Annotated in this window: 22 protein-coding genes; 8 read left to right on the plus strand and 14 right to left on the minus strand. The window is 70.5% G+C overall.

Annotated features, from left to right (window positions below):
* Positions 1–398: 398 nt before the first annotated feature.
* The 7 genes from QZ433_RS03275 to zapE form a co-directional block, all read right to left on the minus strand.
* Positions 399–869, minus strand: a complete 471-nt coding sequence (locus tag QZ433_RS03275) for an ASCH domain-containing protein (RefSeq protein ID WP_295780012.1) — start codon at positions 867–869, stop codon at positions 399–401.
* Between the two features lie 75 nt (positions 870–944).
* Positions 945–2,180 carry a hypothetical protein gene (locus tag QZ433_RS03280; RefSeq protein ID WP_295779994.1) on the minus strand — a complete coding sequence of 412 codons (1,236 nt, stop codon included), beginning with the start codon at positions 2,178–2,180 and terminating at the stop codon, positions 945–947.
* A complete protein-coding gene (locus QZ433_RS03285) occupies positions 2,177–2,500 on the minus strand; it encodes a type VII secretion target (RefSeq protein ID WP_295779995.1) in 324 nt (107 codons plus the stop codon). Before QZ433_RS03285 ends, QZ433_RS03280 begins: the two co-directional genes overlap by 4 nt.
* Positions 2,490–2,873 (minus strand): hypothetical protein, encoded by a 384-nt coding sequence (locus QZ433_RS03290; protein ID WP_295779996.1) that lies wholly within the window; start codon positions 2,871–2,873, stop codon positions 2,490–2,492. Before QZ433_RS03290 ends, QZ433_RS03285 begins: the two co-directional genes overlap by 11 nt.
* A gap of 101 nt (positions 2,874–2,974) precedes the next feature.
* On the minus strand, positions 2,975–3,496 hold the full coding sequence (locus QZ433_RS03295; protein WP_295779997.1) for a type II toxin-antitoxin system PemK/MazF family toxin: 522 nt from the start codon (positions 3,494–3,496) through the stop codon (positions 2,975–2,977).
* Positions 3,497–3,642: 146 nt separating this feature from the next.
* Positions 3,643–4,917 carry an ammonium transporter gene (locus QZ433_RS03300; protein ID WP_295779998.1) on the minus strand — a complete coding sequence of 425 codons (1,275 nt, stop codon included), beginning with the start codon at positions 4,915–4,917 and terminating at the stop codon, positions 3,643–3,645.
* Positions 4,918–5,083: 166 nt separating this feature from the next.
* Positions 5,084–6,121, minus strand: coding sequence for a cell division protein ZapE (gene zapE, locus QZ433_RS03305; RefSeq protein ID WP_295779999.1), 1,038 nt, complete (start codon positions 6,119–6,121; stop codon positions 5,084–5,086).
* A gap of 118 nt (positions 6,122–6,239) precedes the next feature.
* Between zapE and QZ433_RS03310 the strand changes: the two genes are divergently transcribed.
* Together QZ433_RS03310 and QZ433_RS03315 are read left to right on the plus strand one after the other, a co-directional pair.
* Positions 6,240–7,142 carry a sulfurtransferase gene (locus tag QZ433_RS03310; RefSeq protein WP_295780000.1) on the plus strand — a complete coding sequence of 301 codons (903 nt, stop codon included), beginning with the start codon at positions 6,240–6,242 and terminating at the stop codon, positions 7,140–7,142.
* Positions 7,143–7,176: 34 nt separating this feature from the next.
* Entirely contained in the window at positions 7,177–7,617 is a 441-nt protein-coding gene (locus QZ433_RS03315) for a SufE family protein (RefSeq protein ID WP_295780001.1), read from the plus strand.
* A 43-nt stretch (positions 7,618–7,660) separates the two neighbouring features.
* On the opposite strand, the gene QZ433_RS03320 is transcribed toward QZ433_RS03315, so the two are convergent.
* Complete coding sequence (locus tag QZ433_RS03320; protein WP_295780002.1) at positions 7,661–8,866, minus strand: alpha/beta fold hydrolase; 1,206 nt, start codon at positions 8,864–8,866, stop codon at positions 7,661–7,663.
* Between the two features lie 25 nt (positions 8,867–8,891).
* On the opposite strand from QZ433_RS03320, the gene QZ433_RS03325 reads away from it, so the two are divergent.
* From QZ433_RS03325 to QZ433_RS03340, 4 genes are all read left to right on the plus strand, one after another.
* Positions 8,892–9,482: a DUF3000 domain-containing protein gene (locus tag QZ433_RS03325; protein WP_295780003.1), complete on the plus strand. Its 591-nt coding sequence runs from the start codon at positions 8,892–8,894 to the stop codon at positions 9,480–9,482.
* Positions 9,475–10,671 carry an HRDC domain-containing protein gene (locus QZ433_RS03330; RefSeq protein ID WP_295780004.1) on the plus strand — a complete coding sequence of 399 codons (1,197 nt, stop codon included), beginning with the start codon at positions 9,475–9,477 and terminating at the stop codon, positions 10,669–10,671. The genes QZ433_RS03325 and QZ433_RS03330 overlap by 8 nt, the downstream gene beginning before the upstream one ends.
* 72 nt (positions 10,672–10,743) lie before the next feature.
* Positions 10,744–11,952 carry a thiolase family protein gene (locus QZ433_RS03335; RefSeq protein ID WP_295780005.1) on the plus strand — a complete coding sequence of 403 codons (1,209 nt, stop codon included), beginning with the start codon at positions 10,744–10,746 and terminating at the stop codon, positions 11,950–11,952.
* Entirely contained in the window at positions 11,949–14,087 is a 2,139-nt protein-coding gene (locus QZ433_RS03340) for a 3-hydroxyacyl-CoA dehydrogenase NAD-binding domain-containing protein (RefSeq protein ID WP_295780006.1), read from the plus strand. Before QZ433_RS03335 ends, QZ433_RS03340 begins: the two co-directional genes overlap by 4 nt.
* Before the next feature lie 218 nt (positions 14,088–14,305).
* On the opposite strand, the gene dxs is transcribed toward QZ433_RS03340, so the two are convergent.
* The 5 genes from dxs to dut form a co-directional block, all read right to left on the minus strand.
* On the minus strand, positions 14,306–16,255 hold the full coding sequence (gene dxs, locus QZ433_RS03345; protein ID WP_295780007.1) for a 1-deoxy-D-xylulose-5-phosphate synthase: 1,950 nt from the start codon (positions 16,253–16,255) through the stop codon (positions 14,306–14,308).
* A 223-nt stretch (positions 16,256–16,478) separates the two neighbouring features.
* On the minus strand, positions 16,479–19,319 hold the full coding sequence (gene acnA, locus QZ433_RS03350; protein ID WP_295780008.1) for an aconitate hydratase AcnA: 2,841 nt from the start codon (positions 19,317–19,319) through the stop codon (positions 16,479–16,481).
* A gap of 132 nt (positions 19,320–19,451) precedes the next feature.
* Entirely contained in the window at positions 19,452–20,207 is a 756-nt protein-coding gene (locus tag QZ433_RS03355) for a DUF3159 domain-containing protein (protein ID WP_295780009.1), read from the minus strand.
* Positions 20,204–20,833 (minus strand): DUF3710 domain-containing protein, encoded by a 630-nt coding sequence (locus tag QZ433_RS03360; RefSeq protein WP_116537910.1) that lies wholly within the window; start codon positions 20,831–20,833, stop codon positions 20,204–20,206. The genes QZ433_RS03355 and QZ433_RS03360 overlap by 4 nt, the downstream gene beginning before the upstream one ends.
* Positions 20,830–21,285, minus strand: a complete 456-nt coding sequence (gene dut / locus QZ433_RS03365) for a dUTP diphosphatase (protein ID WP_181373550.1) — start codon at positions 21,283–21,285, stop codon at positions 20,830–20,832. Before dut ends, QZ433_RS03360 begins: the two co-directional genes overlap by 4 nt.
* 12 nt (positions 21,286–21,297) lie before the next feature.
* Between dut and QZ433_RS03370 the strand changes: the two genes are divergently transcribed.
* A complete protein-coding gene (locus QZ433_RS03370) occupies positions 21,298–21,789 on the plus strand; it encodes a DUF3093 domain-containing protein (RefSeq protein WP_295780010.1) in 492 nt (163 codons plus the stop codon).
* Here QZ433_RS03370 and QZ433_RS03375 read toward each other — a convergent pair.
* The gene (locus QZ433_RS03375) at positions 21,764–22,057 is read right to left on the minus strand and encodes a DUF4193 domain-containing protein (RefSeq protein ID WP_058233180.1); all 294 of its coding nucleotides are present in this window, start codon (positions 22,055–22,057) and stop codon (positions 21,764–21,766) included. The two genes, QZ433_RS03370 and QZ433_RS03375, sit on opposite strands and share 26 nt — an antisense overlap.
* A 220-nt stretch (positions 22,058–22,277) precedes the next feature.
* Between QZ433_RS03375 and sepH the strand changes: the two genes are divergently transcribed.
* On the plus strand, positions 22,278–22,534 hold a 257-nt coding region (sepH, locus tag QZ433_RS03380; RefSeq protein ID WP_295780011.1), incomplete at its 3' end, for a septation protein SepH.

A 22,534-nucleotide genomic window follows, 5' to 3' on the forward strand; every position in this document is an offset into this window, starting at 1 on the left:
CGAAATAGCCGCCGACGCCGACGACGAGGACACCGACGACCACGGCGGCGGTGATGAGCACCGCGGCGGTGCCGCGGCGCTTCTTCTGCGGGCTGGCCGGCGTGTGAGGCGAGACGGGGGTCGGATCGGTCACGACGAAACTCCTTGTGGGTGGCGGTCGCTGTTCGGCTCGTGCGCGCGGGCACAGCTCATCAGCCTCCCACACCTCTGCGCGATGACCCCCGAAGGGGGGACCGCGGGTGACCCGACGAGACCCGGGGAGACCGCAGAAAGCTGCGCCAGGAACGGGGCGAGCCCGGTATCGGACTAGCCTTCTTTCCTTGACACCGAAGAGGTCATCCGTTCGAGCCTGGTATCGCCCACCGCGAGGCCCCCGGTTCGCCGGGGTCCTTCGTCGGTCACGCGGTGCCGTCGGCGTCCGCGAGGTCGGGCGGCCAGACGACGCGGAAACGTTCGAAGACGATGTCGTCGCTCTCGGTCCACGGAGTCGGCCACGCGGAACTGATGCGGGAGAAATACCGTCGGTGCCCGTCGCGCCAGTTCTCGATGGTTCGATCGCCCTCGCCCTCGTCGGCAGCGAAGCGCTCGTCGACGCTGCTGAAATCACCGATTCGCAACTCGGTCGTGCGCAGGACGACACGAGGCATCCCCCTCCCGTCGCACGCGATCCAGTGCGCGCCGATGCGGGGCAGCGGATCACCCACGACGGTGAACTCGCGGACGAGAGCCGACGTCGCCCTCTTCGCCCCGCTGACGACCGCGTCGAGCAGTTCGTCCGCCAGCCGAGGCGTGTCCCCGAAGTGCTCGACGACGAGCTCCGGATCGGATGCCGCCCGCTCCGGCCAGGCTCGCGCGTAGTCGTTCCACATGCGTCGGGCCGCGGCGTGGTCGATCTCGATGGGCGTCGTATTCACGCCTTCATGGTTGCAGACGCCTCGCGCGGGTCAGGTGTCGGCATCCTGGATCACCACGCGCAGGTCGCGGCGGCGCTGCCCCAGACGGGAGCGGGAGCTCGCCGGAGTCGCCCCGGTCGCCGCGACGGGTGCCCGCAGTCCCCCGATCCCCGTTCCCGATGCGGTCGCTCGGGGGGCGGCGACGGCCGCCGTCCCGCCGACGGCGCCGCCCAGCAGCCCACCCGTGACCCCGCTGAGAGGGCCGGGCACGGGGCCGGCGCCGAGCGACGCGCCGGCGTGCCCGAGCGAGGACGCCGGACCGCCACGCGGGACGTCGAGGGTGGCGCGGCCGTCCAAGGGGCCGTCGGCGGTGGGCTCCACGCCCGGGAGCGCGACGACGTCCCCGACCGTCGGGGACACGAAGGGGCGGGTCATGGCATCCGCCCGCAGTCCGGCGGCGCGCAGGTCGGACGCGGCCGGGCTGGCGTAGCGCGTCGCCGCCGCGGCGTCGGCGACCGGTCCCGCCTCCAGCCGCACCGCCTGCGCTCCCCCGCGAAGCGCCGCGGCCGTGGTGGTGGAGGTCTCGTCGAACACGCCGCGCAGCCGCCGCACGAGCCCCGTCAGCGCCGTCACCGACCCCAGGACGGCGCGCAGCGGCCGCACGACCTTGGTGACCATCTCATTGACCTTGGTGACGACGCGCGCGATCGCGTAGCCCATGCCCAGCCCGAACGAGGCGGCGACCACCGCCATGGCCTCGATCGCGGCGGCGACGACCTTCGAGATCGCCGTCTTGACCACGCCCTGCATGCGGGTCACGAGAGTGGATGCCGAGACCAGCCCGCTCGCGGCCGCCTCGGCCCACTCGCCGGAGGCGCCCAGGTGCCGTGCGGCGTCGGTGGCGAACCGCACGTAGGCCGTGATGCTGCCCCCGCTCAGGCCGTCGAGGTCGGCGAGCCGCCGCGACAGATCGGCACCCGCACGGCGCATCGACGCGCCCGTCGAGGTCCACTGCGCGGCGACCTGCGCGACGTTGGCCGCGCTGCCGGTCAGCTGCTCGAGCCACGTGCTGAGCGGCCTCAGGTGCTCCATGACCCAGCCCAGTCCGCACGAGGTCAGGGTCGCGATGGGGTCCGTCAGCGCGGCCGCGGCGTCGCCCACGGTGTCGAGCAGGGCGGTTCCCCCCTCGAGCCACCGTCCGTCGCGCACGGCGTTCGCCAGGGCCCGGCCGGAGTCGATCACGCGCGAGCCCGAGAACGTCGTCCCGGGCGCCACCTGGGCGCTCATCGTGCCCCCATCCCCGCGTCCAGTGCCCGCAGCGTCGCGACGGTGTCGTCCTCGAAGCGCTCCCACTGCTCGGCGGTGCGCCGCAGCTCGCCCGCGGTCCGCATCAGCATCCACGCGTCCTCCCCCAGCAGGCCCGTCGCGGCGGCCGAGAGTGCCAGCCCCGGGGGCACCAGGAACGCGCACAGCAGACCGAAGGCGTCGGGTAGCAGGTCGCCGCCGCGCAGGGCCGACAGCGCCGACTCCACGTCGCCGACGAGTGAGTCGACGAAAGCCGCGTGCTGGCGCAGCAGGTCGAAGTCGACCGTGATGTCATCGGCCATGAACGGTCCCTCCGGAAGCGGCGGGAGCCGTGGCATCCCGCAACTGAGCGACGATGGGGTCGTCGGCGCCGAGCAGATCCGACACCGCGTCGAGGGTCGACCGATGGGCGTCCGCCTCGGCGGCGCGGATCGTGGCGAGCAGATCGGCCGCGAGTCGGCTCGCGCCGCGGGCCAGGGCGGGCTCGCTCAGGCGCAGGTCCACGACGCGCCCGGCCGCGTCGACCTGAACGACGATGTCGCGGGTGCGCGAACGCCCCGTGCCGCGTGCCGCGGCGACCGCGGCCTCGAACGCGGGCATCTGCGCGGCGCGACTCTCGGCGCGACGCACGTCGGCCTCGACCTGGGCGAATGCATCCTCGGGATCCAGCGGCACGCGATCACGCTAATGTCGCGGCGCGGCGAAACGTAGCCTCGGCGGATGCTTCTTCGCCCAGATGAGAGGACTCTCACGCCGCTCTCATCGGGACGCCCCGTTCAGCCGCGCGTCCAGCCATAGCGCGCCCGCAGGGCCGAGGCGACGGTGTCGAACCGCGCGCGGTCCAGAGCCGCCGCCTCGCGGCGCATCGCGGCGTCGGGAACGAGGTACACCTGCTCGATGTCGACCCACGACGGACGCCGCTGCGGATCCCAGTCGCCCGTGCCGAGGGCGAGGTACTGACGGTCTCCGTCGTGCGGCTTGCTCGTCAGGCGCACGGCGTACGAGCGGGTGGCATCCGCTCGTCCGATCACCAGCACGGGGCGGTCTTTTCCGCGGCCGTCGCGCTCCTCGTAGGGCACCCAGGTCCAGACGATCTCGCCCCCGTCGGGGGCGTTGTCGCGCTGCGGCGCGTAGGTGAGGGTCACGCGGCGCGGCGGATCGATCTCGACCGTCTGCGCACCCGAGGGCGCCGCCGTGGTGCGCCCGGCGGGCGGGCGGGGTGGTGCGGGACGCGCGGGGGCGGGCGCCGTGCGGAAGAGCCCCCGCAGCGCGGACACGAGACGAGACGTGGTTCCCATACCGACACCCTAGGCAGAGGGGCCGGGTGCGCGCGTTCCGGACCGCCCCACCCGCGACGCCACCCCCGCGATCGACGCACGCCCGCCGGCGCACGGCGAAGGGGGCGCCGCCGACGGATCGGCGACGCCCCCTCGAGGGGTGGGGCTCAGCCCCGGGTGTCCGAGAGGACGTAGCCCTCTTCACCGTGCACGACGGTGTCGATACCGGCGATCTCGTCCTCGTTCTTCACGCGGAAGCCGATCGTCTTCTCGATCGCGAAGCCGATGATGAAGGCCAGCACGAAGGAGTAGACCAGCACGGCCAGGGCGGCGATCGCCTGCACCAGCAGCTGCGTGAGCGTCCCGCTGTAGATCAGACCCGAGCCATTGGCGAAGATGCCCAGGTAGAGCGTGCCGAGCAGACCACCGACGAGGTGGATGCCGACAACGTCGAGGGAGTCGTCGAAGCCGAGCTTGAACTTGAGCTCGATCGCCAGGGCGCAGACGGCGCCGGCGAGCAGGCCGAGCACGATGGCCCAGAACGGGGTCAGCGACGCACACGCGGGGGTGATGGCCACGAGGCCCGCGACGGCACCCGACGCCGCACCGACCGACGTGGGCTTACCGTCCTTGATCTTCTCGACGATGAGCCACGACAGCAGCGCGGCCGCGGGAGCGGCGATCGTGTTGACGAAGGCGAGGGCGGCGGTGTTGTCGGCGGCGAGCTCGGAGCCCGCGTTGAAGCCGAACCAGCCGAACCACAGCAGCCCCGCGCCCAGCAGGACGAACGGCGGGTTGTGGGGGACGTGAGCGCCCTTCTGGAAGCCGACGCGCTTGCCGAGCACCAGGGCCAGGGCGAGAGCGGCGGCACCGGCGTTGATGTGCACGGCGGTTCCACCGGCGAAGTCGATCGCTCCGACGCCGAAGACGTCCTGCAGGCCGTGGGTGATCCATCCGCCGTAGGCGAAGGTGCCGTCATCGGCGAGGCCGAAGTTGAAGACCCAGCTCGCGACCGGGAAGTACACGACCGTCGCCCAGATGGCGGCGAAGATCATCCACGCGCCGAACTTGGCGCGGTCGGCGATGGCGCCCGAGACGAGGGCGACGGTGATGATCGCGAAGGTGGCCTGGAAGGCGACGAACGCCAGCGGCGGGTACGCGGCACCCTCGGGCGTGGTCAGGACGTTGGCGAGGCCGAAGTCGGCGCCGTCGATGTGCCACGGGGCCTGCGTCGTGCCCTCGTCGGTGGCGGGGAACGCGATCGCGTACCCGTAGAGCACCCACAGGACGCCCATGAGGCCCATCGCGCCGAAGCTCATCATCATCATGCTGATGACGCTCTTGGCCTTGACGAGACCGCCGTAGAAGAACGCGAGTCCTGGCGTCATGAGCAGCACGAGTGCCGCTGCTATCAGGATGAATGCGGTGTTGCCTTGATCCATCTCGGAGGGAACCTCTCTGCAGGGACGCAGGTGTAGCGTCGGGTCCCCCCAGTGTTCACAGCCCCGGTTTCCATCGGCGTTCGACTCGTGTTTCAGGGTCGTTACAGGGATGCCGCCGACGTAAACATCGCGTTTCGTGCACCCGAGAGCGGGTGATGAGAGCGGGTCAGGAGTGCGTGAGCGCCACGAGGCGCGACACCGCGCGCAGGTACTTCTTCCGGTACCCGCCGGCGAGCATCTCGTCGCTGAACACGGTGTTCAACGGGGCTCCGGTCGCGCGGATCGGGATCTGCGCGTCGTAGGCGCGGTCGATGAAGGCGACCAGGCGCAGCGCCGCCGACTGGTCGTGCAGCACCTGCACGTCGCGTAGACCGATGGTGTCCACGCCGTCGATGAGCCGGATGAAACGCGAGGGGTGCACCCGCGCGAGGTGGCCCACGAGGTCGGAGAACGCATCATCGGATGCCACTCCCCCGGCCGCGGCGGCATCCATCGCCGTCCGGAAGTCGTCCTCGGACAGCACCTTCGCCTCGCCGTCGATGGCGCGCTGGCGGAAGTCGGTGCCGTCGATGCGGATCGTACGGAAGCTGTCGGCCATCGACTGGATCTCGCGCAGGAAGTCCTGCGCGGCGAACCGGCCCTCGCCCAGCGCGTTCGGCGGGGTGTTCGAGGTCGCGGCCAGTCGGGTTCCGGATGCCACCAGCTCCCCCAGCAGGCGGGTCATGACCATCGTGTCGCCCGGGTCGTCGAGCTCGAACTCGTCGATGCAGAGCAGATCCGATCCGCGGAACAGCTCCACGGCCTTGGCGTAGCCCAGGACGCCGACGAGGGCGGTGTACTCGATGAATGAGCCGAAGTACTTCCGTCGCGCCGGCATGGCGTGGTAGATCGCGGCCAGCAGGTGGGTCTTTCCGACGCCGAAGCCGCCGTCGAGGTACACGCCGGGTTTGACCGGCGGGGTCTTCTCTGCGCGGCGGAAGAAGCCGCCCTTCTTCGCGGGGGCGGACTGCTTCCCGGCGAAGGCCTGCAACAGCTCTTTCGCCTCCTGCTGCGAGGGGTAGGCGTCATCCGCCCGGTACGACGCGAAGGTGGCGCCGTCGAACTGCGGCGGCGGCACCAGGGCGCTGACCATCTCGGCTCCCGTGACCGCGGGCACGCGGTCCGTGAGGTGGATGAGGCCGGTCGTCGCGGGCGTAGAGGTCATGGCCGTCCTGTGTCGCAGTCTTACGGGGAGGGTGCGTGCCCCTTGCCGCGGATCTAGGGTCGAAGGTGCGGTGTCCACCCTATGCCGCCGCATCCGCCGTCCCGACCGAGGAGACACCGTGACCGTCGAGTTCGACACCACCTCGCCCAAGTTCGCCGACTACTCCGAGCCCGGCCGGCTCGTGACCGGCGAGTGGCTCGAGCAGCGTCTCGGGCAACCGGGCCTGGTCGTGGTCGAGTCCGACGAGGACGTGCTGCTGTACGAGACCGGACACATCCCCGGCGCGGTCAAGGTGGACTGGCACACCGAGCTGAACGACCCCGTCGTGCGCGACTACGTCGACGGCGAGGGCTTCGCGGCCCTGCTCAGCCGCAAGGGCATCTCGCGAGACGACACCGTGGTGATCTACGGCGACAAGAACAACTGGTGGGCCGCGTACGCGCTGTGGGTCTTCTCGCTGTTCGGTCACGAAGACGTACGCCTGCTCGACGGCGGCCGTGACAAGTGGATCGCCGAGCAGCGCCCGCTGACGACCGACAAGACCGAGGTCGCCGCCACCGACTACCCCGTCGTCGAACGCGACGACTCGCTGCTGCGCGCGTACAAGGACGACGTGCTGGCCCACCTCGGCAACCCCCTGATCGACGTGCGCTCCCCCGAGGTGTACTCGGGCGAGCGCACCACCGCACCGGCCTACCCCGAAGAGGGGGCGCTGCGCGCCGGTCACATCCCCAGCGCTCAGAGCGTGCCGTGGGGGAAGGCCGTGGCCGAGGACGGCGGCTTCAAGTCGCGCGCCGAGCTGGACGCCATCTACCGCGACGGAGCGGGACTGAACGACGGCGACAAGATCGTCGCGTACTGCCGCATCGGCGAGCGGTCCAGCCACACCTGGTTCGTGCTGAAGCACCTGCTCGGCTTCGAGGACGTCCGCAACTACGACGGCTCGTGGACCGAGTGGGGCAGCGCGGTGCGCGTTCCGATCGTGTCGGGCTCCGAGCCGGGCGAGGTGCCCGGGCGCTGACCCGGTCGCGCGCGGGCGTGGGAGGATGACGGAGATGTCCGACACCGCCCTCCCCGCCCGCCTCGCCGAGATCCGCGACGAGTTCCTCGAGCTCGACGAGCCCGACCGCCTGCAGCTGCTGCTGGAGTTCTCTCAGGAGCTGCCCGAGGTGCCGGCGGAGTACGCCGACCACCCGGAGCTCGCGGAGCGCGTCGCCGAGTGTCAGTCGCCGGTGTTCATCATCGTCACGGTCGACGACGACGACCGCGTCGCGATGCACGCGACCGCTCCCGCCGAGGCGCCCACCACACGCGGCTTCGCCAGCATCCTGTCCCAGGGACTGACGGGGCTGACGGCCGACGAGATGCTGGCCGTCCCCGACGACTTCCCCCAGAGCATCGGTCTGACCCGCGCGGTCAGCCCCCTGCGCATCGCGGGCATGACCGGCATGCTCATGCGCGCTAAGCGTCAGGTGCGCGCCAAACGCTCCGCGTGAGGGCCGCCGCCTCGTTCACGCGACCGCGGCACGGCATCCTCTCTCAGGACCGCGAGAGACCCCGAGCCTCGACCCAGTCGCGGATCGCTCCGGACCACCGCGTCTCGTCGTAGTTCCACAGCTTGGTGTGGCGGGCGACCGAGAAGGTCTGCATGCTCACGAGGTCGGGGCGCGCCGCGGCCAACGCGTGCGAGGCGTCCGCGGGGACGAAGCCGTCGTCGTCGCTGTGCAGGATGAGGATCGGATGCCGCAACTCCCCCGCACGCGCCACGGCGTCGAGGCGATCGAGCGGGATCGGTTCACCGCTGCCGAGTGCCGCCGCCCCCCAGTTCGACACGATCGTGCTCTGCGCCAGCGCCACGACGGGGGCGGGAAGGCGCATGAGGCGACCCTGGAACGACAGCACCGTGCGCCAGTCCACCACGGGCGACTCCAGGACCAGACCCGCGATCACGTCGCCGTGCGGCGACTCCAACGCGGCCTGCAGGGCGAGTGCCCCGCCCATCGACCAGCCCATGACGATCACGTGTCGCGCGCCCTGGCGGCGGGCGTGGCCGATCGCGGCATCCAGGTCCCGCCACTCGGTGGCGCCGAGGGCGTAGGTGCCCGACGCGCTGCGCGGGGCCTCGCCGTCGTTGCGGTACGACACCACCAGGCTGGAGATGCCGAGGGCGTGGAAGACGGGGACGGCGCGCAGGGTCTCGGCGCGCGTGGTTCCGCGACCGTGCACCTGCACCACCCAGACGTCGGCGTCGATCGGCGCCGGGAACTCCCACGCCGGGCACGCGCCCACACCGGTGTCGATGTCGACATCGCGGAACGGCAGGTGCAGCTGCTCGGGGGCGTCGTAGTACCAGCCGCTGAACGCGGCCTCGGCCGCCAGGTCGCCGTCCGTGGGCACGTGGGTCAGGAGCTTTCGCGTGACCGTCGCGTCGTCCTCGGCCACGACCGCGCCCAGGCGCAGATAGGACGCCGAACCGACCGTGAACAGGCCGTAGCGACCCGGGAGCTCGGTGTCGGGGGTGCGCGCGAGCGTGATCGTCTGGGCGGCGGCATCCACGCGGACGATCCGCACGTCCGGGACCCGCCCGGCGGGGCGTACCACCGTCCGGGCGACGCGGTAGGACACCGCCCCCAGGGCTCCGGCCGAGGCGGCGAGGGCGATGCTGAGGGTGGACAGAGCGACGCGGATGCCGCTCGCGCGACGCCGCGTTGCGCGAGCGCCCGCGGCGCGCCTGGGAGCGTTCATCGAGGCCTCACTCTAGTCTGTGGCCGTGAGTGACCATCGCCCGGCGGAGCCCGTCGGACCGTTCGCGCGTGCCGCCGAGGACCTGCGCGCCACGACGTTCCGCGAGGATCTGGTGGTCCGCGAGATCCCCTCGCCCGCCGGGTTGGCGCCGTTCTCTCTCGCCCTGGCCGGCGACGTCCGGCCCGAGGAGCACGCGACCGACTCGCCGTTCGGCACGGGCCGCTTCATCTTGCTGCACGACCCCGAGGAGCCCGAGCCCTGGGGCGGGGCCTGGCGCATCGTGTGCTTCGCGCAGGCACCGCTCGAGCCCGAGATCGGCGTCGATCCGCTCCTGGCCGAGGTGGCGTGGTCGTGGCTCATCGACGCGCTCGACTCACGCGGCGCCGACCGCCATTCCGAGTCCGGCACCGCCACCAAGACCCTGTCGACCGGCTTCGGCGCCCTCGCGGCGCAGGGCGAGGGGTCGCAGATCGAACTTCGCGCGTCATGGTCGCCGCGCGGTCCCTTCCGCCCGCACCTCGAGGCGTGGGCGGAACTCGTCTGCATGCTCGCCGGCCTCCCCCCGGGGTCGGAGGGCGTCGCTGTGTTCGGAGCCCGGAGGCCCACGCGTGGTTGAGTACATCGTCATCGAGGATGCCGCGGCCTTCCGCGCCGCCTGCGAGACCCTGGCCGCCGGGAGCGGTCCTGTGGCGGTCGACGTCGAGCGGGCGTCGGGGTTCCGTTACTCGCAGCGCGCCTACCTCATCCAGGTGTTCCGTCGGGATGCCGGGGTGTTCCTCTTCGACCCGTCGACCATCGAGGACTTCGCGCCGCTGCAGGAGGCGATCGGTGAGATCGAGTGGGTGTTCCACGCCGCGAGCCAGGACCTGCCGTCGCTGCGCGAGCGGGGTCTGGAGCCGCCCCGGATCTTCGACACCGAGTTGGGCTCGCGCCTGTTGGGACACGAACGCGTCGGACTGGGCGCGGTCGTGGAGCAGACCCTCGGCATCACTCTCGCCAAGGCGCACTCCGCCGCCGACTGGTCGACGCGGCCCCTGCCGGCGTCGTGGCTGGAGTACGCGGCCCTCGACGTCGAGCATCTGATCGATGTGCGCGACGTGCTCGTGGCCGAGCTCGACGAGCAGGGCAAGACCGAGTTCGCACGCCAGGAGTTCCAGGCGGTGCTGGAGCGTCAGCCCAAGCCCGCTCGCGACGACCCCTGGCGTCGACTGAGCGGGCTGCACACCGTGCGCGGCCGCCGCGCGCTGGCCGTGGCCCGGTCGCTCTGGCAGGCGCGGGAGGACTACGCCCGCGAGCAGGACGTCGCTCCCGGCCGGCTGGTGCCCGACCGCGCGCTGGTGGCCGCGGTGCTGGCGGACCCCGCGAGCAAGCAGGCGCTCGCCGGCGTCAAGGAGTTCAACGGCCGCGCGAGCCGAACGCAGCTGGATCGGTGGTGGAACGCCATCGTCGAGGGTCGCGAGTCGACCGATCTGCCCGCAGATCGCGTGCCGAGCGACACGCTGCCTCCGCCCCGCGCGTGGGCGGACCGCAACCCCGACGCCGATCGCCGCCTCAAGGCCGCTCGGCCGGCCGTCGAGGCACGGGCCGAAGAGCTGCGGATGCCGACCGAGAATCTGCTGACCCCCGAGACCCTTCGCCGGGTCTCCTGGGCGCCGCCCGCTGACGTGACGACGGCGTCGGTCGGTTCCGCGCTCGCGGAGCTTGGCGCTCGCCCCTGGCAGATTGACCAGACCGCACAGGTGATCGCGGATAGCTTTGTAGCTTCCCTCAACGAGGTCGACGAGCCCTCCGGAACGGATTCGTAGGTTCGGACAACCGATTCCGCCCGTTGCAGCGGTCTTCCTAGGCTGGGGGTCATCCCAAACTATGGAGGCAGAGTGGCCGAGATGACGGACGTCTTCTTCGTCGACGGAATGCGCACCCCCTTCGGGCGCGCCGGCGAGAAGGGCATGTACTGGAACACCCGCGCCGACGACCTGGTCGTCAAGGCGATCATCGGGTTGATGGAGCGCAACGGCGACGTGCCGAAGGACCGGATCGACGACGTGGCGATCGCCGCGACGTCGCAGACGGGAGACCAGGGCCTGACCCTGGGTCGCACCGCGGCGATCCTCGCGGGTCTGCCGATGACGGTGCCGGGTCTGGCGATCGAGCGCATGTGCGCCGGCGCCATGACGAGCGTGACGACGATGGGCGCCTCGATCGGCGTCGGCATGTACGACCTCGCCCTCGCGGGCGGCGTCGAGCACATGGGTCGCCACCCCATCGGCGGCAACGTCGACCCCAACCCCCGCTTCGTCGCCGAGAGGCTCGTCGACCCGGGCGCGCTGAACATGGGCGTCACCGCCGAGCGCATCCACGACCGGTTCCCCCACCTGACGAAGGAGCGCGCCGACCGCTGCGGCGCCGCGAGCCAGCACAAGGTGCAGGCCGCGTACGAGGCCGGCAAGATCCAGCCCGACCTGGTCCCGGTCGCCGTCAAGGACGCCGAGGGCGCGTGGGGACTCGCGACCGAGGACGAGGGCCGTCGTCCTGAGACCACGGTCGAGGGTCTCGCGACCCTCAAGACCCCTTTCCGGCCGCACGGGCGCGTGACCGCCGGCACGTCGTCGCCGCTCACCGACGGGGCGACCATCAGCCTCCTCGCCGGTGCCGACGCGGTGAAGGAATTCGGTCTCGCCCCCAAGATGCGCATGGTGTCGTTCGCCTTCGCCGGCGTCGAGCCCGAGATCATGGGCATCGGTCCGATCCCCTCGACCGAGAAGGCGCTGAAGAAGGCCGGACTCACGATCGACGACATCGGGCTCTTCGAGCTCAACGAGGCCTTCGCGATTCAGGTCATCTCGCTGCTGGATCACTTCGGCATCGCCGACGACGACCCCCGCGTCAACCCGTGGGGCGGCGCGATCGCCCTGGGCCACCCGCTCGCGGCATCCGGGGTCCGTCTCATGATCCAGCTCGCGGCCCAGTTCGCCGAGCGGCCCGACGTGCGCTACGGCCTCACCGCGATGTGCGTGGGCCTGGGCCAGGGCGGCTCGGTCATCTGGGAGAACCCGTTCTTCGACGGAAAGAAGAAGCGCAAGTGACCGATTACACCTCGATCGACTTCAGCCCCCTCGACGCCCTCACCGGCGACGAGGTGGTCACCCACTCCCCCGTCCGCGACGTGCGTCTGCCCTCGGGCAACGTCCTGGCGCTCATCACGCTGGACAACGGTCGGGATCACACTCGCCCCAACACGCTGGGCCCGGCGACGCTCGCCGAGCTCGGCGAGACCCTCGCGACGCTGAAGCGTCGCGCGGCGGCGGGAGAGATCCACGCCGTGGCCATCACCGGCAAGCAGTACATCCTCGCCGCCGGTGCCGACCTGTCGGACGTCGCGAAGCTGCCGTCGAAAGACGTCGCCCGTCTCATCGCGCAGCGCGGCCACCAGGTGATCGGCTCGCTCTCCGAGCTGGGCGTGCCCTCGTTCGCGTTCGTCAACGGACTCGCCCTCGGCGGCGGCCTGGAGATCGCACTCAACTCGACGTACCGCACGGTCGACGCCTCCGCGGCGGCCGTCGCGCTGCCCGAGGTGTTCCTCGGCATCATCCCCGGCTGGGGCGGCGCCTACCTGCTGCCGAACCTCATCGGCATCGAGAACGCGCTCGAGGTCGTCATCTCGAACCCGCTCAAGCAGAACCGCATGCTCAAGCCTCAGCAGGCGTTCGACCTCGGGATCATGGATGCCATCTTCCCGGCGGCCAGCTACCTCGAGGACTCGCTGCGGTGGGCCGATGGCGTGCTCACCGGCCGCGTGAAGGTCGAGCGCAAGAACGAGCCCGGCAAGCTCGAGCGCCTGACCAAGTGGCCGATCGCGATCAAGGTCGCGCGCGGCATGCTCGAGTCGAAGATCGGCACCGTGCCCCGCTCTCCCTACGTCGCGCTCGACCTGCTCGACAGGGCGAAGAGCGGCACCAAGGCCGAGGGCTTCGCTCGCGAGGACGAGGCGCTGGCCGATCTCATCACGGGCGACCAGTTCACGGCATCCATGTACGCCTTCGACCTCGTGCAGAAGCGCGCGAAGCGCCCGGTCGGCGCGCCCGACAAGGCGCTCGCGAAGAAGGTCACGAAGGTCGGCGTCATCGGTGCGGGCCTCATGGCTTCCCAGTTCGCGCTGCTGTTCGTGCGGAAGCTCCGCGTGCCCGTGATCATCACCGACCTCGACCAGGGCCGGGTCGACAAGGGCGTGGCATCCATCCGCGAAGAGATCGGCAAGCTCGAGGCCAAGGGCCGCCTGGACGGCGACGCCGCGAACCAGCTGCGCGCCCTCGTGCACGGCACGACGGACCGCACCGAGTTCGCCGACTGCGACTTCGTGATCGAGGCCGTGTTCGAAGAGGTCGGCGTCAAGCAGGAGGTCTTCAGCGCGATCGAGAAGATCGTCGCCGACGACGCGATCCTCGCCACCAACACCTCGTCGCTCTCGGTCGCCGAGATCGGCTCGGTGCTGAAGAACCCCGAACGGCTCGTGGGCTTCCACTTCTTCAACCCCGTCGCGGTCATGCCGCTCATCGAGGTGGTCAAGACGGATGCCACCTCCGACGCCGCCTTGTCGACGGCGTTCGTGGTCGCGAAGGGCCTGGGCAAGAACGCAGTGCTCACCGCCGACGCGCCCGGCTTCGTCGTGAACCGCCTGCTCGCGAAGGTCATGGGCGAGGCGGCGCGCGCGGTGTACGAGGGTACGCCCCTCACGGTCGTCGAGAAGGCGTTCGCTCCCCTCGGACTGCCGATGGGACCGTTCCAGCTGATCGACCTGGTCGGCTGGAAGGTCGCGGCGCACGTGCAGGACACGATGGCGCACGCCTTCCCCGACCGGTTCTTCTCGTCGGAGAACTTCCATGAGCTCGCGGCCCTGCCGGAGGTCGTCGAGAAGGACAAGGGCGGTCGCGTGACCGGCTGGACCAAGGCCGCGCAGAAGGTGCTCGTCACCGGTAAGACCCCGGTCGCGCCCGAGACGATCCTCGCCCGCGTGCAGGACGGTCTCGCGCAGGAGATCAAGATCATGCTCGACGAGGGCGTCGTGCCCGAGGTGCAGGACATCGACCTGTGCCTCATCCTCGGCGCCGGGTGGCCGTTCATCGACGGTGGGGCCTCGCCCTACCTCGACCGCGAGGGGGCGTCGGAGCGCGCGTTCGGCGACACGTTCCACCACCCGCCGATCCGCGGCATCGGGGCCTGAGGGTCCTCCTCCCGACGGCGTCGTCCCCACGGGGCGGCGCCGTCGGCGTTCGTGCGGGCGCCGGCCGCCGCCGGAACAGGCGGCGGGACGAGAACAGGGCGTCTGCGGCGAACTCCCCCTGTTCCGGTGTTCTCTCCTGTTCTCGTGACAGCGAGGCCATACCGAGATGCAGAACGGGCCGGGATGCTGCCATCCCGGCCCGTTCATCGTCCCCGCGCTTACGGTCGGGTCTGCTCCCACTCGGCGATCGTGGGGATCGAGCCCGTGGGGGTCTGACGTGCCATCGGGATACGGGTGCCGAGCACCTGCGCCACCACGTCGTTGGCGATCTTGGAGGCCGTGAGACCGGCATCCTCGAGGATCTGCTCGCGCGTGGCGTGGTCGATGAATTCGTCCGGGATGCCGAGCTCGTCGACGGCCGTGTCGACCCCCGCCTCGCGCAGCACCTGCCGCACGCGCGTCCCGACGCCCCCGACGCGGATGCCGTCCTCGATCGTGATCACCAGGCGGTGCTCGCGGGCGAGGTCGACGATCGACGGCTGCACGGGGATGGCCCAGCGCGGGTCGATCACCGTGGCGCCGATGCCCTGCGCCTCGAGGCGCTCGGCGACTTCCATCGCCAGGTGCACCATCGGCCCGATGCCGACGAGCAGGACGTCTTCGCCCGCCCCGCGGGCAAGGACGTCGACGCCGTCCTCGAGGCGCTCGATCGCCTCGACATCGTCATTGACCGTGCCCTTGGGGTAGCGCACGACCGTGGGCGCGTCCTCGACCGCCGTGGCCTCGCGGAAGACCTCGCGCAGACGCGCGGCGTCACGCGGGGCCGCGATGCGGATGCCGGGGACGAGCTGCAGCATGGCGAGGTCCCAGATGCCGTGGTGGCTGGGACCGTCGGGGCCGGTGACGCCCGCGCGGTCGAGGACGAAGGTGACCCCGGCCTTGTGCAGGCCGACGTCCATCATGACCTGATCGAAAGCGCGGTTCATGAACGTCGCGTAGATGGCGACGACGGGGTGCAACCCGCCGAACGCCAGCCCCGCGGCCGAGGCCACCGCGTGCTGCTCGGCGATACCGACGTCGTACACGCGCTCGGGGAACCGCTCCGAGAACTTCTGCAGGCCCGTGGGACGCAGCATCGCCGCGGTCATCGCGATGATGTCATCGCGCTCGGATCCGACCGCGACGAGCTCGTCGGCGAACACATCGGTCCACTGGGGGCCGCCGCCCGAGCCGAGGGCCTCGCCCGTGATCGGATCGATCTTGCCGACGGCGTGGAACTGGTCGGCCTCGTCGCTCATCGCCGGGGCGTATCCGCTGCCCTTGTCGGTGATGGCGTGCACGATGACGGGGGCACCGTAGGACTTCGCCAACTCGAGCGTCTCGAGGAGCGATTCGAAGTCGTGACCGTCGATGGGACCGAGGTACTTGATGTCGAGGTTGCTGTAGAGCGCCTCGTTGTTGGTGAAGCGCGACAGGAAGCCGTGCGTGCCCCCGCGCACCCCGCGATACACCGCGCGGGCGGCGGGGCCCAGGCGGCGGAACAGCGTGTCGGAACCGCGGTGCAGCGTCCGGTACGCCTCGTTGGTGCGGACGCGGTTGAGGTAACGGGCCATGCCGCCGATGGTCGGCGCGTAGGAGCGGCCGTTGTCGTTCACGACGATGACCAGGTTGCGGTCGTTGTCGTCGCTGATGTTGTTCAACGCCTCCCAGGTCATGCCCCCGGTGAGGGCGCCGTCGCCGACGACGGCGACCACGTGACGGTCGCGTCGCCCCGTGCGGCTGAAGGCGCGCGAGACGCCGTCCGCCCAGCTCAGCGAGCTGGAGGCGTGCGAGGACTCGACCACGTCGTGCTCGCTCTCGGAGCGCTGCGGGTAACCAGCCAGACCGCCGCGCGAGCGCAGCTTGGAGAAGTCCTGACGGCCGGTCAGGATCTTGTGCACGTAGGACTGGTGCCCGGTGTCGAAGATGATGGGGTCGGCGGGTGAGTCGAAGACCTTGTGGAGAGCGATCGTGAGCTCGACGACGCCGAGGTTGGGACCGAGGTGACCGCCCGTGCGGGCGACGTTCTCGACGAGGAACGAGCGGACCTCGGCCGCGAGCTGACGCAGCTGATCGGGCGTGAGATCGTCGAGGTCACGGGGACCGTGGATGCCGGGTAGGAGAGCCATGTGACTCCTCTCGTGCGGGGCGTGCAGAGGTCTGCGCGTCTGTCGATTCTAGTCTCGGGGGGTGCGAGAGGCTCGGCAACGGCTTGCGTCGGCGTCGAGCGCGTGGGTTGCCGGGATGTGTCGCCTCGCCGACGGCGAAAGCGACACATCCCGGCACCTCACCCCCGGGTGGACGGCAACGCGCCCCGGGGGCCGAAGCCCCCGGGGCGCGTGTGCAGCGGGATCAGACCAGCGAACGCAGCACGTACTGCAGGATGCCGCCGTTGCGGTAGTAGTCGGCTTCACCGGGGGTGTCGATGCGGACCACGGCGTCGAACGTCACGGTCTGCTTGCCCTCGGGCGAGAACTCGCTCGGCTCGGCGGTCACCTTGACCGTCTTGGGCGTCACGCCCTCGTTGAGCTGCTCGAGACCCTCGATCGAGACGATCTCGGTTCCGTCGAGGCCCAGCGACTTCCAGCTCTCGCCCGCCGGGAACTGGAGCGGGACGACGCCCATGCCGATCAGGTTCGAGCGGTGGATGCGCTCGAAGCTCTCGGTGATGACCGCCTTGACGCCCAGCAGGTTGGTTCCCTTGGCCGCCCAGTCGCGCGACGAGCCCGAGCCGTACTCCTTGCCGCCGAAGATCACCAGCGGGGTGCCCTGCGCCTGGTAGTTCTGGCTCGCGTCGAAGATGTACGACTGCGGGCCGCCCTCCCGGGTGAAGTCGCGGGTGTAGCCGCCCTCGACGACCGTGCCGTCGTTGACCGCAGCGGTGAGCTCGTTCTTCAGACGGATGTTCGCGAAGGTGCCGCGGATCATCACCTCGTGGTTGCCACGGCGCGAGCCGTACGAGTTGAAGTCCTTCTGCGCGACGCCGTGCTCGGTCAGGTACTGCGCAGCGGGGGTGCCCGCCTTGATGTTGCCGGCCGGGCTGATGTGGTCGGTGGTCACCGAGTCGCCCAGCGTCGCCATGACGCGCGCACCGGTGATGTCGGTGACCGGCGAGGGCTCCATCGACATGCCGTCGAAGTAGGGCGCCTTGCGCACGTAGGTGGAGTCGGCATCCCAATCGAAGACGGGACCGGTCGGCGTGGGCAGGTTCTTCCAGCGCTCGTCGCCCTCGAAGACGGTGGCGTACTGCTGGATGAACTGCTCGCGCGAGATCGACGCGTCGATGATCGTCTGCACCTGGTCGGGGGCCGGCCAGATGTCCTTGAGGAAGACGTCGTCGCCGTTCTGGTCCTTGCCCAGGGCGTCGGTCTCGAAGTCGAAGTTCATCGAACCGGCCAGCGCGTAGGCGACCACCAGGGGCGGGGATGCCAGGTAGTTCATCTTGACGTCGGGGCTGATGCGACCCTCGAAGTTGCGGTTGCCCGAGAGGACGGCCGACACGGCCAGGTCGTTCTCGTTGATCGCCTCGGAGACCTCCTCGATGAGGGGGCCGGAGTTGCCGATGCAGATCGTGCAGCCGTAGCCGACGGTGTAGAAGTCGAGGCCCTCGAGCGCCTTGTCGAGACCGGACTTCTCGTAGTAGTCGGTGACGACCTTCGAGCCGGGTCCGAGCGTCGTCTTGACCCACGGCTTGCGCTTGAGGCCCTTGTCGACCGCGTTCTTGGCGAGCAGGCCCGCCGCGATCATGACCGAGGGGTTCGAGGTGTTCGTGCACGAGGTGATGGCGGCGAGGGTGACCGCGCCGTTGTCGAGCAGGTACGACTGCCCGTCGGGGGTCGTGACCTTGACCGGCTTGGAGGCGTTCGCCGGGTGACCGGACGAGATGAGGACGTCGCTCTCGGTGACGTCTTCGCTCTCTTCGCCGGGGACGGCGCCGGGGTCGGACGCCGGGAAGGTGCCGTCGACCTCGAGGTCGACGACCGAGTCGGTGGTCGACGCGGTCGCGTAGTTGAGGATGTCCTTCTCGAACTGCGACTTGGCCTCGGACAGCAGGATGCGGTCCTGCGGGCGCTTCGGGCCGGCGATCGAGGGGACGACCGTCGAGAGGTCGAGCTCCATGTACTCGCTGAAGACGAGCTCGCGAGCCGGGTCGTGCCAGAGCTTCTGCTCCTTGGCGTAGGCCTCGACGAGGGCGACGGTCTGCTCGTCGCGACCGGTCAGGCGCAGGTAGTCGAGCGTGACGTCGTCGATGGGGAACATCGCGGCCGTCGAGCCGAACTCGGGGCTCATGTTGCCGATGGTGGCGCGGTTGGCCAGCGGCACCGAGGCGACGCCCTCGCCGTAGAACTCGACGAACTTGCCGACCACGCCGTGCTGGCGCAGCATGTCGGTGATCGTGAGGACGACGTCGGTCGCGGTGACGCCGGCGGGGATCTCGCCGCTGAGCTTGAAGCCGACCACGCGCGGGATCAGCATCGACACGGGCTGGCCGAGCATCGCGGCCTCGGCCTCGATGCCGCCGACGCCCCAGCCGAGCACGCCCAGGCCGTTGACCATCGTGGTGTGCGAGTCGGTGCCGACGCAGGTGTCGGGGTAGGCGCGCAGGACACCGTCGACCGTGCGGTCGTAGACGACCTTGGCGAGGTGCTCGATGTTGACCTGGTGCACGATGCCCGTCCCCGGGGGGACGACCTTGAAGTCGTCGAAGGCCGTCTGGCCCCAGCGCAGGAACTGGTACCGCTCGCCGTTGCGCTCGTACTCGATCTCGACGTTGCGCTCGAGGGCGTTCTCGCTGCCGAAGAGGTCGGCGATGACCGAGTGGTCGATGACCATCTCGGCGGGCGAGAGCGGGTTGATCTTGTTGGGGTCGCCGCCGAGGGCGGTGACGGCCTCGCGCATGGTGGCGAGGTCGACGATGCAGGGCACACCGGTGAAGTCCTGCATGACCACGCGCGCGGGCGTGAATTGGATCTCGGTGTCGGGGTCAGCCGTGGGCACCCACGAGCCGAGCGCCTGGATCTGCTCCTTGGTGACGTTGGCGCCGTCCTCCGTGCGCAGGAGGTTCTCGAGCAGCACCTTCAAGCTGAACGGGAGCTTCTCGTAACCGGCGACCGTGTCGATCCGGAAGATCTCGTAGTCGGTGCTGCCGACCGTCAGGGTGCTCTTTGCACCGAAGCTGTCAACCGTGGACACGATCGTCTCCTTCGTCGGCGAATGCGCAGGCGTCAGCCCGCATTTCTCCATCTTCCCCGGGCTGCGAGATCGGCACCAGCAAGGCCGACCTAACCGTTCCGGGGGCGGATTTATCTTGATGTCAAGATAATATCAGGACTCGCGCCGCGGTGAGAGAGAACGCACCACGAGCCACGTCACGGCGAGCATCGGGGCGAACAGCGGCAGGCCCATCACGATTTTCAGGGTGCCGAGCGCGGTGACGTCGCCCGCGAAGTACAGCGGCAACTGGACGATCAGACGCGCGGCGAACAGCGCGGCCCACGCGACCGAGAGCCAGGTGTAGGCGCGCTTCTGGCGCCGGTCGGCGCGCCAGCGCGTGCCCTCCCCCATGAGGTACCCGGCGGCCAGGCCGATCAGCGGCCAGCCGACGATCGCGCTCACCAGGAACGCCGTGCCATAAGCGCCGTTGGTGAAGAAGCCCAGCACGAAGTTGTCCTGGCCGCGGCCGGTTACCAGGGCCAGCACGGCGGCCCCCGCGGTCGCCAGCAGGCCGCCGATCGCGGCGCTCGGCGGCGACTTCGCGATCAGGCGTGCGAGCGTGAACACCACCGCGAGCCCCACCGAGACGCCGAGGCTGAGCCACAGGTTGCCCTGCCGCGTGTCCGGGTCGATCGTGACGGTGAACAGCACCACGAACGCCAGCGACGGCAGGACGGATTCCAGGATGCCGCGCCACCCGCCCATCGCCGACCACACCGCGGCGCCGGTCGTCGCGTGCGCCGCGGGGTCCAGGCCCGCGCGACGCGCGGCCCCGCCGAGGGCGGCACCGAGGCTGTCGGCCGCGGACGGCGGCTCGAGCGGGACGCGCTCCGCGTCGGGAGCGGGGCGGGCGGGATCGTCGCTCATGCCGTGCCGGGGGTCGACGGCATCCGCAGAGGAATGAGGTCTCGCGGGGGCATGGGAGAGGTTCCGCGGACGACGACGATCGAACGGAAGAGGTCCTCGACCGCCGCGGCCGCCTCGATGTCGCTGGTGGCGGCGCCGCCCACGACGCCGCGCAGGAACCACCGGGGTCCGTCGACCCCGACGAAGCGCGCGAGACGCTTTCCGGCGCCGTCGGCGCCCGCGACGGGGACCTCGGCGAGCAGCTCCGGACCCAGCGGTCCCTCGCGCTCCTCGACGCGGCCGCCCTGCTGCTTGACCTGCTGCCGGATCTGCTCGCGCGTCTCTTCCCACAGTCCGCTGGAGCGGGGCGCCGCGAACGGCTGCACCTGCAGCGTCGACTCGGCGTAGTCCAGCCCGACGGCGACGATGCGCTTGGTCTGCTCCTCGACCTCGAGGCGAAGGTTCAGACCCTCGCGCGGCAGGATCTTGATGCCGCCGAGGTCGATGTAGGGGCGGACCGGGTTGGCCTCGGCCTCGTCGAACGGGCCGGCGCTGTCGCGATCGGCCGGCGCGCTCTTGGCGGGGGGTGCGGGCTCGAGGGCGGTCTGCTCGTCCTCGGGCGTGGTCTGCGACGCGTCGTCGGTCATCGGGTGCTCCCTTGCAGGGTCTGGTATCCGCTCGATCCGAAGCCGCCGTCGCCGCGCACGCTGTCGGGAAGGTCGTCGACGGGGACGAAGCGCACGGGCGGGACGGGCATCACGATGAGCTGGGCGATGCGGTCTCCGACCGCGATGTCGTAGGCCTCGTCGAGGTCGGTGTTGAGCAGGGCCACCTTGATCTCGCCGCGGTAGCCGGCGTCGATGGTCCCCGGGGAGTTGACGATCGTGATGCCGTGTTTTGCGGCCAGACCGCTGCGCGGGACCACGAAGGCCGCATAGCCCTCGGGCAGGGCGATGCGCACTCCCGTCGAGACGAGGGCGCGGCGACCGGGTTCGAGCCGGAGCGCTTCGGCGGAGGTCAGGTCGGCCCCGGCGTCGCCGGGGTGGGCGAAGACCGGGGGCTCGGATGCGACAATGAGGACGTCCACCGTTTCGGTCACCCCACGAGGGTAATGCAGAAGAGGGGGTGCGGCATCCGCACCGCAGTCGAGTACCGCGAGCGTCTCAGCCCGTCGCTGTGGGCGCTGGTCGCCGCCGCCGTGTGCGGCCCGATGGCCGCCGTCGTGTTCTCGCCCCTCGATACGACCCTGGCCCTGTTCATCGGGCTCGTCGTGTCGGTGGGCATCGTGGCCGCGCTCCTCGCGCTGTCGCCCGTGGTCGAGGTGAGCGGCGGAGAACTGCGCGCCGGCCGCGCGCACATTCCCGTGGATCTGCTGGGCGTGCCCTCGGGCGTCGTAGCCGAAGAGGCCCGAACGGCCCGAGGGAGTGGTCTCGACCATCGGGCCTGGCATGTCATCCGGGGCGGGATCGACGGTATCGTCACGGTTCCCGTGACCGATCCCGACGACCCGACCCCGTACTGGGTGGTGTCCACCCGCACGCCGGATCGCCTCATCGCGGCGATCCAGCGCGCTCAGGTCAGGCTGCGCACTCCAGGCAGATGAAGCCGGGGCCGCTCTCTTCCGCGATCTGGGAGCGGTGCTTCACGAGGAAGCAGCTCATGCAGGTGAACTCGTCCTCCTGGGCGGGCAGGACGACGACATCGAGCTCGATGTCGGAGAGGTCGGCGCCGGGCAGTTCGAAGCCCGAGGGGTTGTCGGCATCCTCGTTGTCGATCGACCCCGACGCCTTGTCGGGCACGCGCTCCTTGAGGGCCTCGATCGACTCGCTGTCGTCCTCGGTCTTGCGCGGTGCGTCGTAATCGGTTGCCATGCGTGCAGGTCTCTACTTCCGGATTTCGTGGTGCTGTGCCGGTCGGGTTCCCGATCGGGCGGGCATAGTTTGCATGACACGTCTGCGATAAGCAAATGCTCGTGCGGTCGCGTGCGTGTCGAGCCAGAGCGGAAACTCGCGGCGCGCCCGCGATATTCCCGCAACCGGGCGGCGCCCATGTCAGCATGGGCGCTGACCGCAGATCGGAGGGGTGTTTCGCATGGAACAGCTCAAAGTCATCGGAACCGAGGATGACGTCCTCGTCGTGGCGACTCAGGCGGGCGAACGCTTCGCCCTTCCGCTCGACGAGGTGTTGCGCGCGGAAGCGCGGCGCGCCCGTCGGGACCGCGAAGACGACGACCGCGCCCCGCGTCCCAGCCCGCGCGAGATCCAGGCGCACATCCGCGCCGGACTCTCGGCCCGCGAGGTGGCGTCGCTGCTGAACGCGCGCGTCGAAGACGTCCAGCGCTTCGAGCC

Source organism: uncultured Microbacterium sp., assembly GCF_913776565.1.
Lineage (GTDB): Bacteria > Actinomycetota > Actinomycetes > Actinomycetales > Microbacteriaceae > Microbacterium.

Coding starts and splice junctions, on each gene's coding strand:
- dxs (WP_295780007.1), bottom strand. CDS start 16,255: ATGGCTCTCCTACCCGGCATCCACGGTCCCCGTGACCTCGACGATCTC.
- QZ433_RS03275 (WP_295780012.1), bottom strand. CDS start 869: ATGTGGAACGACTACGCGCGAGCCTGGCCGGAGCGGGCGGCATCCGAT.
- QZ433_RS03315 (WP_295780001.1), top strand. CDS start 7,177: ATGTCCGACACCGCCCTCCCCGCCCGCCTCGCCGAGATCCGCGACGAG.
- QZ433_RS03300 (WP_295779998.1), bottom strand. CDS start 4,917: ATGGATCAAGGCAACACCGCATTCATCCTGATAGCAGCGGCACTCGTG.
- QZ433_RS03320 (WP_295780002.1), bottom strand. CDS start 8,866: ATGAACGCTCCCAGGCGCGCCGCGGGCGCTCGCGCAACGCGGCGTCGC.
- QZ433_RS03285 (WP_295779995.1), bottom strand. CDS start 2,500: ATGGCCGATGACATCACGGTCGACTTCGACCTGCTGCGCCAGCACGCG.
- QZ433_RS03355 (WP_295780009.1), bottom strand. CDS start 20,207: ATGAGCGACGATCCCGCCCGCCCCGCTCCCGACGCGGAGCGCGTCCCG.
- QZ433_RS03375 (WP_058233180.1), bottom strand. CDS start 22,057: ATGGCAACCGATTACGACGCACCGCGCAAGACCGAGGACGACAGCGAG.
- QZ433_RS03295 (WP_295779997.1), bottom strand. CDS start 3,496: ATGGGAACCACGTCTCGTCTCGTGTCCGCGCTGCGGGGGCTCTTCCGC.
- QZ433_RS03280 (WP_295779994.1), bottom strand. CDS start 2,180: ATGAGCGCCCAGGTGGCGCCCGGGACGACGTTCTCGGGCTCGCGCGTG.
- QZ433_RS03370 (WP_295780010.1), top strand. CDS start 21,298: ATGCAGAAGAGGGGGTGCGGCATCCGCACCGCAGTCGAGTACCGCGAG.
- QZ433_RS03360 (WP_116537910.1), bottom strand. CDS start 20,833: ATGACCGACGACGCGTCGCAGACCACGCCCGAGGACGAGCAGACCGCC.
- zapE (WP_295779999.1), bottom strand. CDS start 6,121: ATGACCTCTACGCCCGCGACGACCGGCCTCATCCACCTCACGGACCGC.